This is a genomic window from Paenibacillus phoenicis (assembly GCF_034718895.1).
Taxonomy (GTDB): Bacteria; Bacillota; Bacilli; order Paenibacillales; family Paenibacillaceae; genus Fontibacillus; species Fontibacillus phoenicis.
On record NZ_JAYERP010000001.1, the window covers coordinates 4,470,649 to 4,484,506 of the forward strand.

A 13,858-nucleotide genomic window follows, 5' to 3' on the forward strand; every position below is an offset into this window, starting at 1 on the left:
AGGCGGAGGTGAGCAAGAAAGGTGTGGATTCCCATTCAAATCAACGAAAATAGCGCTGCGCCGCTTTATCATCAAATAGAGTCGCAGCTTCGCTCCCTGATCGTCAGCGGCCAAATCGAAGAAGGTACGTTGCTGCCTTCGATTCGGGAATTTGCCGGCGCCTTAAACTGCAGCGTCATTACGGTACGCCGGGTTTATCAAGATTTAGAGGCCGAGGGATTGCTTCGGACGCGGCAGGGAACAGGTACGTTTGTCGCCAAGGTCAGCGCGGACGAACGTGATGAATACCGCACCGCAGTTGTGAAGGAAGCGCTGGAGAAGGCGGTGGATACCGGGAAATCGATGCAATACGAGGCGGAAGAGTTAAAGCAGCTTTTTTTGCAGGTCATGCAACAGAAATATAACTCAAATCAAGACAAGGAGGGGGCGGATTAATGGCACAACCGATGGCGATTGAGCTGATTGGAGCGCTGAAGCAGGGCCGCCGTAAAACGATCGGGCCGTTGCATTTACAAGTACCGAAGGGGTATATCGTGGCTCTGGTTGGACCTAACGGCTCTGGAAAAAGCACGATGATGCAATTCATTCAGCAAACGCTGCGGCCGGATGCGGGGGAGATTCGTTGGTTTGGACAGTCGTTCTCCGGCGAATTGCCGCTTGAGCTGCGCCAACAAATCGGATATGTCCCGGAAGCACCAGAACCGGAAGAAAATTATATGACCGCCGAGCGCGCAGCTGAATTCCGGTCGCAATGGTATCCGACTTGGGATGAGAAACTCTTTGAGGATCTCATGAATCGGTTTGAGGTCCCAAGAAATGAACGGTTAAACCGGATGTCCAAAGGAGAGCGACGTAAATTCGAGATTGCGGCAGCGCTGGCTGCCCGGCCGAAACTGCTGCTGCTCGACGAGCCCTCCTCGGGGCTGGATCCCTTCGCTTGGAAGGGCATGATCGACGAGCTCCGGGACTTTATGGCAGGCGAGGACATGACGATTTTGATCGCGACCCATATCGTGGAGGAAGTCAAGCGGCTGGCTGACTACATTGCTTTAATCCACCAGGGGCAGGTACTCGGGATGGCCGAGAAGGATCAGCTGTTCAGCAGCTGGAAGGAGATCTGGATCCGCAGCAGCGACTGCTCGCCAAGCGATTTGCCCGAGGGAACGATTCTTCGCGTCGATGGACCGCAGGTGACGAAGCTGGTCGTCCAGGAGCAGCATGAAGGAGAACTGCAGCGGAGTCTCGCGGCGAAAGGCCTGCAGGTGATCCAGACCCGCAGCTTGGAGTTAGATGAAATTTTGCAGCTATGGATTCAAGGGCATTCACCGGCGAAGCTGGTATCCACATCCACAGCGGCATTGGTTTAATGGCATGAATCATTTTCGTAGTGAAGAAGGAGAGGGAATATGGCGAAACCATTGGTACTGGACAACGTAATGAAGCAGTTTGGCGAGAAAACGGCTGTCAACAACATTTCGCTCCAGGTAGAGGAAGGCGAGATTTACGGTTTGCTTGGCGCCAACGGTGCCGGGAAGACGACAACGATGCGGATGGTGCTGGGTTTGATCTATCCGGATGGCGGGCAGATCTTGTACAACGGTAAGCCTTACAGCCGGGAGCTGCAATCGCAAATGGGTTATCTGCCGGAGGAACGCGGCTTGTACCCGAAGGTGAAGGTCAGCGACCAAATCATCTACCTGGCCCGCTTGCGCGGCATGTCTGCGGCGGAGGCCGACAAGAGCTTGAAGTATTGGCTTGAACGGTTTGAAGTGCCGGAATACTACGATAAGAAAATCGAGGAACTGTCCAAAGGCAACCAGCAAAAAATGGGCTTTATCGCCGCGGTCGTCCATAAACCGAAAATCGTCATCATGGACGAAGCGTTTAGCGGCTTGGACCCGGTTAACGTCGAGCTGCTGAAGGCGACGGTGAAGGAGCTGCGCGATCAAGGCACCAGCATTCTGTTCTCCACCCACCGGATGGAGCATGTAGAGGAGCTGTGCCGTAACATCACGATTTTGCACCGTTCGAATACGGTGCTGCAGGGCAATTTGCAGGAGATCAAAAAACGTTATCCACGCGAAGAAGTGCTCTTGCATACAGCGGGAGAAGTAACGGGACTCGAGCGGATCGCGGGCGTGGAGAAGGTTGAGCGGAAAGAACGCGGCTATCTGGTGCGGATCTCGCAGGTATCGGCGGCGCAAGAGATTTTGCGTAGAGCGATGGAAGTCAGCGAAGTGGAGCATTTCGAGATTAAGGAGCCTACGCTGAATCAGATCTTCATTAAAGAGGTAGGTGAATCCAATGAATAAAATGGGGACGGTCGTTGGCTTTACGTTCATGAATAAAGTTCGAACGAAATCATTTATCATTACGACGCTCGTGTTGGCGCTGCTGGTGACGATCGGGCTGCATGTGCCTTATTTTATCGATAAATTTACCGGCGGGGAGGATCAACCGACGAAGATCGGCATTGTGTACGAAGGGCAGCCGGAGCTGGCGAAGTCACTTGAAGCCTACACGGAGAAGCAGCCGGCGGCAGGTTACACGCTGGTTCCTTATGAACAAGCGGACAACGCGAAACTGCTAGCGGCGATTGAAGCCGGGGAAATTGATGGTTATTTGCAATTTGCCGAAGGAGATGGCGGGGTCTTCCCAGCGGTGACCTATACCTCGAAAAAAGACAGCTTGGGAATGGGACTGCAAAATGCGCTGCAGGCAGCACTGCAGAACGTTAAGGCGGAGTATATCACGAAAGGCATGCTGACTGAGGAGCAGATCGCCGCGTTAAGCGCGCCGGTCCAAATCGATGCGGTGAAGGCTTCACCGGAATCCGGCGCTGAGGAATCGGGTCATCAGGCGGAAGCGATGGGGGCGATTAATTACGTTATCGTGTATGTGCTCATCATCTTGTTCTTCATGACCATTATGATGACGGGCAATATGATCTCGGCCGAAGTCACCGCAGAGAAAAGCTCGCGCATTATGGAAATTCTCATCACCAGCGTATCACCGCTGGCGCAAATGTTCGGGAAGATTATCGGGATGTTTTTTATCGGGCTGCTGCAAATCGCCGTTTTTGCCGGGGTGATTGCGATCAATATCTCGCTGCCGTATAACCAGCCGGTGTTGGCGGATTTCAATTTGCATCTGTCCGACATCCGCGTAGAAGTGTTAGTGCTTGGCCTGATTTTCTACATCTTGGGTTACTTCCTGTATGCGACGCTGTTTGCCGCGATCGGCTCGCTGGTCAGCCGGACCGAGGAGCTGGGGCAAGCGGTGATGCCAATTACGATGCTGTCGCTGGCGGCGTTCTATATCGGGATCTTCAGCTTGAGCACGCCAGACTCGCTGCTGATGAAGGTCAGCTCCTTCATCCCGTTCGTTTCGCCGGTCTCGATGATCGTGCGGATCGGCATCGGGGAGCCGCCGGTCTGGGAAATCGCGGCTTCGCTGATCGTCCTGGCTATTGCCATCTTCGTGTTCGGCTGGTTGTCGGCGAAGATTTACCGCACCGGCGTCCTGCTGTACGGTAAACGTCCGACCTTCAAAGAGCTGCGCAAAGCGATGAAGGCTTATAAGATCTAGATTAACTGCGCTAAGCAATCAAAGTGTATTAAGCCTTGGTAGACGTACTCTCGTCTATCAAGGCTTTTCTTGTTTGCGCGGAGTTATGGTGCGTAATGCTCCAGAAGCTCGCGGGACCATCGAGTATCCCGGCTGTTAGGCGAATACATGAACCGGCATGACGCCAGCATCGCGATTTTGAATCGGGATTTTGTGCAGCTTCACTATGAACCCTAATAAAACACTGGTACTTTTGATGGCAGCCCTGGCAGCGGTATTGATGCTGAGCGCATGCGGCAATAAATCGTTAAGTGGAGCACCACAAGAGCAAAATACGACGACGAATACGTCAGGGGTCAGTGACCAGACATCGGCAAATTCCGAATCGGGAAATAACGCGGCCGCTTCGGATCAGGAGACGGGGACAAACGATAACGCAGCAGATACGACGGCGGCCCGCACCCTCGTTTACGAAGGCGCGGGCTGGGCTGTTTTTAGGGCATGTTCGGTTTGACGATAGGGGGATTATTAACTAAAATATATACCCGTGGGGGTATGATGTAATAATGCGATGTCAGGCACGAGGGATAATTGAAAGGAGTGCACGACATGTCCGAAGAACATCACTATGCAGAAGAAGTCAAACGCAGATTGAAACGAATCGAAGGTCAGGTGCGCGGGGTGCTTCGCATGATGGAGGAAGGGAAGCCATGCAAGGAAGTGGTGTGCCAGCTATCTGCAGTGCGGAGTGCTGCGGATAAGGCTTTGGCCCAAATCGTTGCGGATAACCTGCAGCAGTGCATTTTGGAGGAGCAGGCCCAAGGGGGAGACACCGCCCATTTGGTGAAGGAAGCGGTAGAGCTGCTGGTTAAGAGCCGGTAATTCGAAAAGGAGATGATCACGGTGGCGTTTCAGCCAGAAAAGGAAATAACTCCGGCCGAGCTCGTCATGCGAATGAAACGGGGCGAACAGGTTCATGTGCTGGATGTACGCGAGCCGCTTGAGTGGGCCGAAGGCCATATTTCAGGGGCTAAACATATTCCGTTGGGGCAGCTGCCAGAGCGATTTGTGGAGCTGGATCCGGAGGAAGAGCTGATCGTCGTCTGCCGCAGCGGCGGGCGGAGCAGTCTGGCGTGTGAGCTGCTCAGTGAAAGAGGCTACCGTGTGGTCAACATGACCGGCGGAATGCTGGTCTGGCAGGATGAAGTGGAGTGAGCGACATGCTGACCATGGCAGGAGGAATATTGCTTGCCGCCTGGATAATCGGATATGTACTGCGGTTGGTATGGCCTGTCTCGGGCCTAAAGTTCGTGGAGGAGAGGGCCTTATGCGGGTTCGACCTGCCGCCGCAGACGAAGATACTGGATGTCCGGGACGCGTCTTATTATGAAGAATGCCACCTGAACGGAGCGATCAACATTTCGTTAGGTCGATTACCTTTTGTATGGGCGAAGGAGCTTTCGTCTTCGGACCCTGTTCTGATTGTCGCAGACCGTCGGTCTGCGGTGATAAAAGCAGCACGAATCTTACGCAGACGAGGCTTCCGGCAGCTTTACGCCTTGCGCGGCGAAGCTTGCCGGGAAGGAGCTTCGCGGCAGCATTGTTTAGAGAAAGAACCCGCCTGTTGATGCAGGCGGGTTTTTGGTGTACAGTGAAGCGATCATGGGTCTACTTGCGAAAATGAAACTTTCAGACTAACATGAACGTTTAATGTACAGCAAGTATATTAGAGAGCAGGGGAGAGACAAGCATCATGCCAACGCCTACATTACCCAGCCGCGCGAGCCGGACAAGCCGGACAAGCCGCGCGTCGGCAAAGCGGGCAACGGGGGCTAAGAAGCGTACGTCCGCCAAGAAACGGCGGAAGCGTGGATTTTTCTATCTGTTATCCCGGCTGATCCTCACGATGATGCTGATCGGGACGGCGGCCTTATTCTGGTTGTTCTTTACCCCGTCTGGGAACAATATGCGCTATTTAATGGCCGATACGCTGATTACGACGCAGCATCGCCATTGGGCCAAATATATCATCGGACAAGCTGAGCTGGACAAACGGGTCGCCGCTTACCAGGCTCAATTCGAGGAAATGGGGACGGAGAAGGACACCCATACGATTGACTTACCCGACCCGGATGATAAAGAAGACACACAAGCGGAGAAGCCGCTGATTGAAATTGAAGAGATCTCCGGCAAAAGCTATCACGGGTACGTGTTAACTGTAAACGACCCGACCAAAATCCGTTTAGGAGTTCCAGCGAAACGAGGCAAAGGAGAAAAGGTCTCCAGCATGGTGGCGCGGACCGGTGCCCTTGCCGGTGTGAACGGCGGCGGCTTTGCCGACCCGAACTGGAAGGGCAACGGCTTCAAGCCGATTGGGGTGGTCATTTCCCGAGGGAAGTTGTATTACAACGGCATCAGTTCAGGGGCAGCGACGCAGATCGTTGGCCTGGACAAGCAAGGCAAAATGATCGCTGGTAAATATACGCTGGAGGAATTGGACAAGCTGGGCATTCAGGAAGCGGTGACGTTTCAACCGCGAATTATCGTAAACGGCAAAGGACAGATCCGCAGTCAAAAAGAAGGCTGGGGCATCGCACCGCGGACGGCCATGGGGCAGCGCGAAGACGGCGCGATCCTGTTCGTCGTCATCGACGGACGTCAGCCGGGATACAGCATCGGCGCCAGCCTGTACGATGTTCAGCAGATCATGCTGGAACGCGGCGCGGTGATCGCTGCCAATTTGGACGGCGGGTCGTCAACCGTATTGGTCAAGGAAGGCGGGGAGATCGTTAACAAGCCTTCGTCCGAATACGGAGAACGTTATTTGCCAACCGCGTTTCTCGTCTTTGAGGATCCGTCCAAAGTGAACATCCCGAACATTTGGGAAGGTTTGCGTCCGCAGGACATTGATCCCGGGAAGAAGTGATGAAGTTAGCGGTTCCTGGTGACGAAATAGAAGGAGAGGCCGGGCAGTGGGAATTATCCCTTTTGCCCGGCCTCTTTGTATGAAGTAAATCGATCAGTCCTTGCTCCAAGTGAAGCGTTGACGATATTTTCGCGGGGACATGCCTTCGGTCTTGCTGAAGCAAGCGGTGAAATAAGCGGCCTGGTTAAAGCCCACCTGCTCGGCGATCCGCTCGATGGTCAGATCGGTTTGCAGAAGCAGCAGCTTGGCCTGCTGGATACGCAGCCGTTGCAAGTAGACGGCGGGCGAACAGCCAAACACCTTCTGCATACAGCGGGCGATATAGACCGGATGGAAATTGATGCTCTCCCCAAGCTTTTGCGCAGAGAAAGGCTCGTCATAATGCTCACGCAAATAGGAGGCTGCCTTTTCGGCGCAGGCCGACTGCGGAGAGAGTCCCGTATTGGTCGACAAAGCCGACAGCTCAACGATCACGTTTTGAAATAGAGCTTGCTGGCGCAACCGGACGCTGTCCAAATGGATATCGCGGTTCAAATCCGTCAGTTCCTTCAGCAGCGCGATCATTTTCTGCGGCTGGGCCAGCTTCGCATATTGGGGAAGGGGGACTGTATATGACGTCGCCGTGAACGGCGGCAGGGAAATCGAGCCAGGGGTGCCCTGATCCGTCAGGCTGCATCCGCAATGCCGGTATTCCTCCTCCTCAACTACACGCCAATCGCCCAAGAGTTGAAAATGCAGCCAATGGTGCAGCGTATCTTCCCGGCAGCCTTCCAGCGCATAGTGATAACAGTCCGGGCGGAGAATGAGCGAGTGTCCGGCGGTCACCTCGTAATCGCGGCCTTCCTCGCTGATATATAAACATCCGTACTCGACGACCAGCAGGTCGAAGGCCCCGATATTTTGCCGGCTGGGATGCTTGCCGCCGACCGGGATCACCGCCGAGCCGCTGACGATGTAATGGGGAAGTGGAGGCGCGGTAAATTCAATGATGGGAGGCAAAGGATACCCACTCCTCTTAGGTTGGAATATTGAAAAATTGAGTTGATTCAATGATACATCAAAACGGCGTTACCATCTATAATGTGTTTCATGCTAACACGATGACAGGGAATCAACGGGATTCTCCAATCTCCAGGAGGTTGTAATAATGAAGAAAGTCAATGGCGGCGAGAAGAATAAGTTCTCTCTCTGGCTGCTCGCATGGCCCATCTTTATCGAGTTGTTCCTGCAAATTTTGCTGGGGACAGTCGATACGCTGATGGTTAGCCGCATTTCCGACAATGCGGTGGCGGTCGTGGGGTTCTCGAACCAGCTGTTTAATGCGCTGACGACGCTGTTTGCAACTGTCGCTAGCGGGGCGGGGATTGTCATCGCCCAGAAGATCGGTTCGGGCCGCGAAGAGGATGCGCGAACCGTCGCGATTATCGCTTTCAAGGTGACGGCTGGGATTGGTCTTGTTCTCAGCATTTTGCTGATTGCGGTTCCGGGACCGATCGCCACCATGCTGCAGCTTCCGGATGAGCTGCTGCCTCTGGCCAAAATCTACATCTCCATCGTTGGCGGAGGCATGATTCTAACCGCGATGATTTCCCTGCTGGGTACGGCGATCCGCAACACCGGAAATACGAAAGGCCCGATGTACACGGCGGTGGGCATGAACGTTTTGCATATCCTGATGAACTATTGCTTTATCTTTGGGGCCTTTGGATTTCCGCAATGGGGGCTGACCGGCGTGGCGATTTCAACGGTAATCAGCCGCTTGGTCGCTACGGTTGTCTTGCTCTTCATTTTCCTCGGCACGTTCCAGCGGCGGATCGGCTTCAAGGACATGTCTGTCTACGATGGCAAGCTGTTTAAGGAGGTTCTGGTCATTGGCTGGCCGCTGGGAGTCAATTCGGCGAGCTGGGTGTTCTCGCAGCTGGCGATTTTCTCCTTCCTGGCGATGCTTGGCGCAACCGAGTTGGCCGCCAGAACCTATATGAATACGCTGGAGTCGTTCTGCTTTATGCTCGGCTTCTCGCTGGCGATGGCGGCGCAAATCCAGATCGCTCACCTGTACGGAGCGGGCAAAACCAAAGAAGCTTACCGCGCGGTATACCGCGTGCTGGCCTTTGGGCTGCCGCTCGTTATCGTTAATGCGTTTATCCTTGTTCTGTTTGGTCCGAAGCTGTTGGGATTGTTTACACAGGATCCCGATATCTTGGCCCTCTGTGCGGCATTGCTCTGGCTCAATCTGTTGCTGCAGCCGGGCAAAATGATCAACATGGCCCTCGGGAACTCGTTGAATGCGGTAGGGGATACGCGATATACGATGATCATTTCCTTGATCTTTATGTCCGTCGTTGCGACCGGCTGCTCGTATCTGTTTGGCGTTTCGCTCGGCTGGGGCATTATCGCCATTTACGCTTGTATGATCAGCGACGAATATATTCGGGGCGTCTTTTCGTTCTTCCGCTGGAGAGGGCGTAAGTATCTGCGCAGAAAAGAGCAGGAGCTGCTTCAAGAACGGGGATGGGCCCAGGAAGACCAAGGCCAGGGGCAAGGAAATCAGGCGATGGACGGAGTTGCTCCTTCGGCGTTATAAAGGGTGAGAATAAAAGATGAGCCGCAGGGCGGCCCGGGAAGGGCGCCTGCGGCTCTTTCTGTTTTTTGTGGCAAGATATCCTACTCTTTCTCTCGGTCAGGCAGCTGCTTCACGTAGCTGTCGCTGAGACGGAGCAGTTCAAGCGCACGGTTATATTCGCTTTCCGTCGTTAACGCTTGGGTCACACCGTCCTTGGGGAGCGGATACTTCGTACCGTCATCATACCAAACCCCTGGGATAAACAGCGCCTGGTCGTTGATAAACGAGCCGGATGGCAGATAGTAACGCTGCGGTAACAGGTTGTAAGATGTTTGGTTCAGCAAATCCTCACCAAAATGAATATGATTATCGAGATTGATGCCAAACAGGTTGGCTACCGTCGGCAGGATATCCACTTGGCCGCCGACATTGTCCATGACATCTGGCATATCGGTACCCGGCACATGAAGAAGCAGCGGGATATTGATCATATCAATATAGCTGTAATCCCGGCCATAAATTTCTTTCATCAGCTCAAGTCCATGTTTGTCTAGCGAATACATTGGCAAGCCGAGATGGTCACCGTAAATGACAACCACGCTGTTGTCCCAGATGCCTCTTTGCTTCAGATCCTCGATAAATTGACCGAGTGCGTAGTCCGCATAGCTTTGCGCCCGCAAATAATCGCCAACCATATTGTCTTGGTAACGTTCAGGCAACTGAATCTTATCCTTGTCATGCGGTGTTGTAAACGGATGGTGAGCCGTCATCGAGATCACTTGAGTATAGAAAGGCTGTCCCGTTTGCTGCATGCGATCCAGCTCTTCAGCTGTCTTCTTGTAGAGCACTTCATCCGAAGGGCCAAAGAAGACGGTGTCTTCGGTACCAAACCATTTCTGGTCATAATAGCGGTTGAAGCCAATCGCTTTGTACAATTCGCCGCGGTTCCAGAAATCAACGACATTCGTGTGGAACGTTGCCGTATCATACCCTTGATCCCGCATCAGCTTCGGCAAGCTTGGCAGATCCTTGTCCGGATAGTTTTGCGTTGCGGCCTCATTGTACGGAATGTAGAACGAGGTGTTCACAACAAACTCGGCATCAGAGGTGTTCCCTTGTCCGACCATTTGATAGAAATGCTTGAAATAGGTGTTTTCCTTAACAAGTTTATTCATGTTTGGCGTGACTTCCTGACCATCGATCTTCAGGTCAATCAGGAAGTTCTGGAACGATTCCATCTGAATGATGATCAGGTTTTTGCCTTTGGCCGCACCAAAATATTTCGGTTCCGCTGGGATGGTAATGCCTTTCAGGTTATTGATTTTCTCTTGCGAGATCTGGTCCTTGTCAACCAGTTCTTCCTTCTTGGCGCTGGAGAAAATCGTGTACGTTTCATAGTTCAGGATGCCCATTTGCTCGGCCTGTTTGATCTCATTCATGCTGGCCCGGTTCGGCCATACATTAAAGATACACAGCAGCAGGGAAAAGGCGAAAATTCCGGTAATGACGCCGGTGCTGGCTTTTCTTAGATTAAATAAAGCTTTTAGCTTCTCGGCGCGTTTCTTCCGGAACAACCAGAAGCCGATCACCACGATGTCCACAAAGATCAGCAGATAATAAGGCGCCAGCAGGGAGAACACGCTGTTCTTCACCGCGGTGACTTGATTCACCTGCTGCAGGGCAGTGTAATTCACGATAACCCCATAATATTTATGGTACATAACAGCGGCGAAGAAAATGGCTGTAACGATCAAATTGACGGTTAAATAAAGGCCGATCTTACGTTTGGAGGAGAACCATTCAATCAAGCAGAACAAAATCCAGATAAACGGGATTTCCTTCAACAATGGCCCCCAAGCGGGTACTACATCAAAGATAGCCGTCCAGACGAGATAAATCTTGAAGATCATAATGACAGAGAAAAAGACAAACGGCTTGATGCTGGCGAGCCGGATGCGATTGAACTGTGACACTTCGTTTCCTTCCTTTCCGTAAAAACTCCTTAGTTGAAATTAATGCCGAGTTTACAATTTTAACACCCCATATATAATACATGAAATGGCCGCAAGAATAAAATTAATCAATTCACTCAATTAGCAAGATATTCCACTTAAAGCCGTATGCAACGCGTCGAAAGCCGTATTATTGACGGATAACGCCCCTTTTTGGTAAATTAAACGTATTCCTTCTTTTCGGAATAATGCTTCGTGATCGAAAGAGGAGAGATCTTGATGTCGGTGAAGGTTCTTAACTAGTAATTTCATAGGGACAGAGACACGAGTACAGGAACGTGCCGCTTGAGTTTTAAGCGCGCATGTATTTTTCCGTACGCTTGTTTCGGTCTATGAATAGTTAAGAACACACGCGAAAGCATCTTGCAGCTCCCCATTAGCTGCCGTTATCTTGATAACGATCAAGCCGTGCTGTTTTCAGCACGGCTTTTTTGATTACCCGGATCGGCAGAGAGCGGGAGGAGTATAGGCAAAGGATGGCATACGTGCGTCCTTTGCCTTTTTTTATTCCGGAAAGAAGGAAGATCAACCATTTTGAAGGAGGATTTCCCTTGGAGAGATTTTCGCTAAGTACATTGGAATATGAAAGCATCAAACGGGAATTGCTGGGATACGCGGTATCTTATGCCGGCCGGAAACGCATCGAAGAGCTCGCACCGATGGTGGAGAAGCGGGCCATCGAACGGGCGATTGCGGAAACGGCGGAGGCGGTCGCCCTGTACAGGAAGGGAGCCAGTGTCCCGCTGCCTTCGCTGGAAGGGATCGAGCAGGTCGTCTCATTGCTGGGCACAGGGTATCTGTTCACGGAGCAGGATTTGACGGCAGTGCAGACGTTCCTGCACAGCTGCGGGCAACTCAAGAAATATATGGCTGCCAAAGGCGAGCTGGCCTGGCGAATCGGCATTTATGCGACCGATTTGCAGGATTTGCCTGCACTGCAGCAGGAGATTCTCCGTTGTATTCGGCACGGAGTGATTATGGATGACGCCAGCCGGGAGCTGGAGAAGATACGTAAAAAAATCAGCATCGTCAAAGAGCGGATCCAGAAGCGGATTCAGGCTGTTATGGCTCGTCACGCCTCGATTTTGCAGGAGAACATCGTAAGCGTACGCGGCGGCAGATACGTGATCCCGGTGAAAAAAGACTACTACAAGCAAGTTAATGGGCGTATGCTGGACCAATCGACCAGCGGGCAGACCGCGTTCATCGAGCCCCAGGAGGTGGCAGCCTTGCAAAGCGAGCTGGAGCTGCTTCAAGGCGAAGAGGCCCGGGAGGAAGCGAAAATCCTCGGATACCTCGCCGGATTGGTCGAACGGGAAGCGGCTGACCTGATTCGGAATATCGAGATTACAGGGTTGTATGACTTTATTTTCGCTAAGGCAAAATACGCTGCGGCAATCGGCGGGACCGAGGTGCAGCTCAGCGAGACCGGAGAGACGGTGATTCGCGGCGCCAAGCATCCGAAGCTGCTGCAGACGATGGTGCCGCTGGATATGGCGATCGGTACGGATTACCGGACGCTGATCATCACCGGTCCCAATACCGGCGGGAAAACGGTCGTCCTGAAGACGTTTGGTCTGCTGACATTGATGGTGCAATCGGGTCTGCTGGTGCCGGTCTCGCCGGATAGCCGGTTTGCGGTGTACCAGGGCATCCGCGCTGTCATCGGGGACGGCCAGAACCTGGAGCAGTCACTCAGCACGTTCTCTGCTCAGATCGGCGCGCTGGTACAAATCCTGAAAGAGTCGGGCCCCGCTACCCTGGTGCTGATCGATGAGCTGGCGGCGGGCACCGATCCAGGCGAAGGGATCGCCTTGTCGATTGCGATCCTGGAGGAGTTCGCCCGGAAAGGGTCGACGGTAATGGTCACGACCCATTTCAACGAACTCAAGACCTTCGCTTCCCGGGCGGAGGGATTTGAGAACGCGCGGATGGAATTCGACGCCGAGACGCTGCGTCCGCTGTACCGCCTGACCATCGGGCAGTCCGGCCGCAGTTATGCGATCGAAATCGCCCGCAAGCTGGGGATGTCCGGCGGGATCATCGAACGCTCGCAGCATATCGTCAGCCGCCAGCAATCCACCGATGGCTCTGGCAGCGGCGGTCTGCGTTGGGATGAGATCGTACCCGCGAAGCCATCAGCGGCTGCGCGGGATGCACGGGATAAGGCAGCTTCTGTGCCCGGGAGTTCGCGAGCAGCGGGGGAGCCGGGGAAAGGTAAGGGAGCTAAGGGACAGCTGAAGCCCCAGCGAGCAGCAGGCTTGAACGGCGGAGGAACGGAGACCGTAACGGGGGCCGGGAAACCCGCTGACGCTGAGGCGGCAACCGGAGAAGCAGCCCTTCCGCCGTCCCGCAAGTTTGAGGTGGGCGACGCCGTTCTCGTCACTTCCATCGGGAAGATTGGCATCGTCGTGGAACCGCCGGATTTGCGAGGAATGGCGTTAGTTCAGGTGCAGAAGCAGAAAATCAAGGTGAACCATAAGCGATTAAAGCCTTATCTTAAGAGCGAGCGAGTCTCTGTATCCGGAGGATTACGATTTGGATATCGTGTTCGACTCGAAGGAAAACCGGAAAAAGCGCAAGCTGATGAGCAAACGGCACGTGGAAGGCTTGATGATTATCAAGAAACCGGGGGAGGATTAACTTTGCGCGGTAGTTAGCCAGGCGTCAGGCATAATGAAAGAGCGCGAGTTTAGAGATCCGTTTCGTTCGGTCCTTAGGCTCGCGCTTTAGTTTTGTTCGCTAGGGGGGAGATAGCTGCAAAAGTACAGTTTTTTCTGTCAAAAGTAC

The 13,858-nt window shown here is 53.2% G+C and carries 12 protein-coding genes and 1 pseudogene; 11 read left to right on the forward strand and 2 right to left on the reverse strand.

Annotated features, from left to right (window positions below; all coding sequences use genetic code 11):
• Positions 1 to 21: 21 nt before the first annotated feature.
• The 9 genes from U9M73_RS20885 (at position 22) to U9M73_RS20925 (ending at position 6,493) form a co-directional block, all read left to right on the forward strand.
• Positions 22 to 435, forward strand: coding sequence for a GntR family transcriptional regulator (locus tag U9M73_RS20885; protein ID WP_009224064.1), 414 nt, complete (start codon positions 22 to 24; stop codon positions 433 to 435).
• Positions 435 to 1,367, forward strand: a complete 933-nt coding sequence (locus U9M73_RS20890) for an ABC transporter ATP-binding protein (protein ID WP_323078960.1) — start codon at positions 435 to 437, stop codon at positions 1,365 to 1,367. Before U9M73_RS20885 ends, U9M73_RS20890 begins: the two co-directional genes overlap by 1 nt.
• A gap of 39 nt (positions 1,368 to 1,406) precedes the next feature.
• Entirely contained in the window at positions 1,407 to 2,312 is a 906-nt protein-coding gene (locus tag U9M73_RS20895; RefSeq protein ID WP_009224066.1) for an ABC transporter ATP-binding protein, read from the forward strand.
• Complete coding sequence (locus U9M73_RS20900) at positions 2,305 to 3,588, forward strand: ABC transporter permease (RefSeq protein WP_323078961.1); 1,284 nt, start codon at positions 2,305 to 2,307, stop codon at positions 3,586 to 3,588. The genes U9M73_RS20895 and U9M73_RS20900 overlap by 8 nt, the downstream gene beginning before the upstream one ends.
• A 205-nt stretch (positions 3,589 to 3,793) precedes the next feature.
• Positions 3,794 to 4,081: a hypothetical protein gene (locus tag U9M73_RS20905; RefSeq protein ID WP_260071544.1), complete on the forward strand. Its 288-nt coding sequence runs from the start codon at positions 3,794 to 3,796 to the stop codon at positions 4,079 to 4,081.
• A gap of 95 nt (positions 4,082 to 4,176) precedes the next feature.
• Positions 4,177 to 4,449 (forward strand): metal-sensitive transcriptional regulator, encoded by a 273-nt coding sequence (locus U9M73_RS20910; protein WP_036644478.1) that lies wholly within the window; start codon positions 4,177 to 4,179, stop codon positions 4,447 to 4,449.
• A gap of 12 nt (positions 4,450 to 4,461) precedes the next feature.
• Positions 4,462 to 4,782: a rhodanese-like domain-containing protein gene (locus U9M73_RS20915; RefSeq protein WP_323078963.1), complete on the forward strand. Its 321-nt coding sequence runs from the start codon at positions 4,462 to 4,464 to the stop codon at positions 4,780 to 4,782.
• Positions 4,783 to 4,787: 5 nt separating this feature from the next.
• The gene (locus U9M73_RS20920) at positions 4,788 to 5,195 is read left to right on the forward strand and encodes a rhodanese-like domain-containing protein (protein WP_232282242.1); all 408 of its coding nucleotides are present in this window, start codon (positions 4,788 to 4,790) and stop codon (positions 5,193 to 5,195) included.
• 278 nt (positions 5,196 to 5,473) lie between these two features.
• Positions 5,474 to 6,493, forward strand: coding sequence for a phosphodiester glycosidase family protein (locus U9M73_RS20925; protein ID WP_397376637.1), 1,020 nt, complete (start codon positions 5,474 to 5,476; stop codon positions 6,491 to 6,493).
• A gap of 93 nt (positions 6,494 to 6,586) precedes the next feature.
• Here the strand turns inward: U9M73_RS20925 and U9M73_RS20930 are convergent, their stop codons facing one another.
• Positions 6,587 to 7,492 carry an AraC family transcriptional regulator gene (locus U9M73_RS20930; protein ID WP_009224072.1) on the reverse strand — a complete coding sequence of 302 codons (906 nt, stop codon included), beginning with the start codon at positions 7,490 to 7,492 and terminating at the stop codon, positions 6,587 to 6,589.
• Positions 7,493 to 7,640: 148 nt separating this feature from the next.
• Between U9M73_RS20930 and U9M73_RS20935 the strand changes: the two genes are divergently transcribed.
• On the forward strand, positions 7,641 to 9,077 hold the full coding sequence (locus tag U9M73_RS20935; protein ID WP_260071543.1) for an MATE family efflux transporter: 1,437 nt from the start codon (positions 7,641 to 7,643) through the stop codon (positions 9,075 to 9,077).
• An 80-nt stretch (positions 9,078 to 9,157) separates the two neighbouring features.
• Here U9M73_RS20935 and U9M73_RS20940 read toward each other — a convergent pair whose 3' ends face one another.
• Entirely contained in the window at positions 9,158 to 11,029 is a 1,872-nt protein-coding gene (locus U9M73_RS20940; protein WP_323078966.1) for an LTA synthase family protein, read from the reverse strand.
• A 590-nt stretch (positions 11,030 to 11,619) separates the two neighbouring features.
• Between U9M73_RS20940 and U9M73_RS20945 the strand changes: the two are divergent.
• A pseudogene (locus tag U9M73_RS20945) lies at positions 11,620 to 13,711 on the forward strand (endonuclease MutS2).
• Positions 13,712 to 13,858 lie beyond the last annotated feature (147 nt).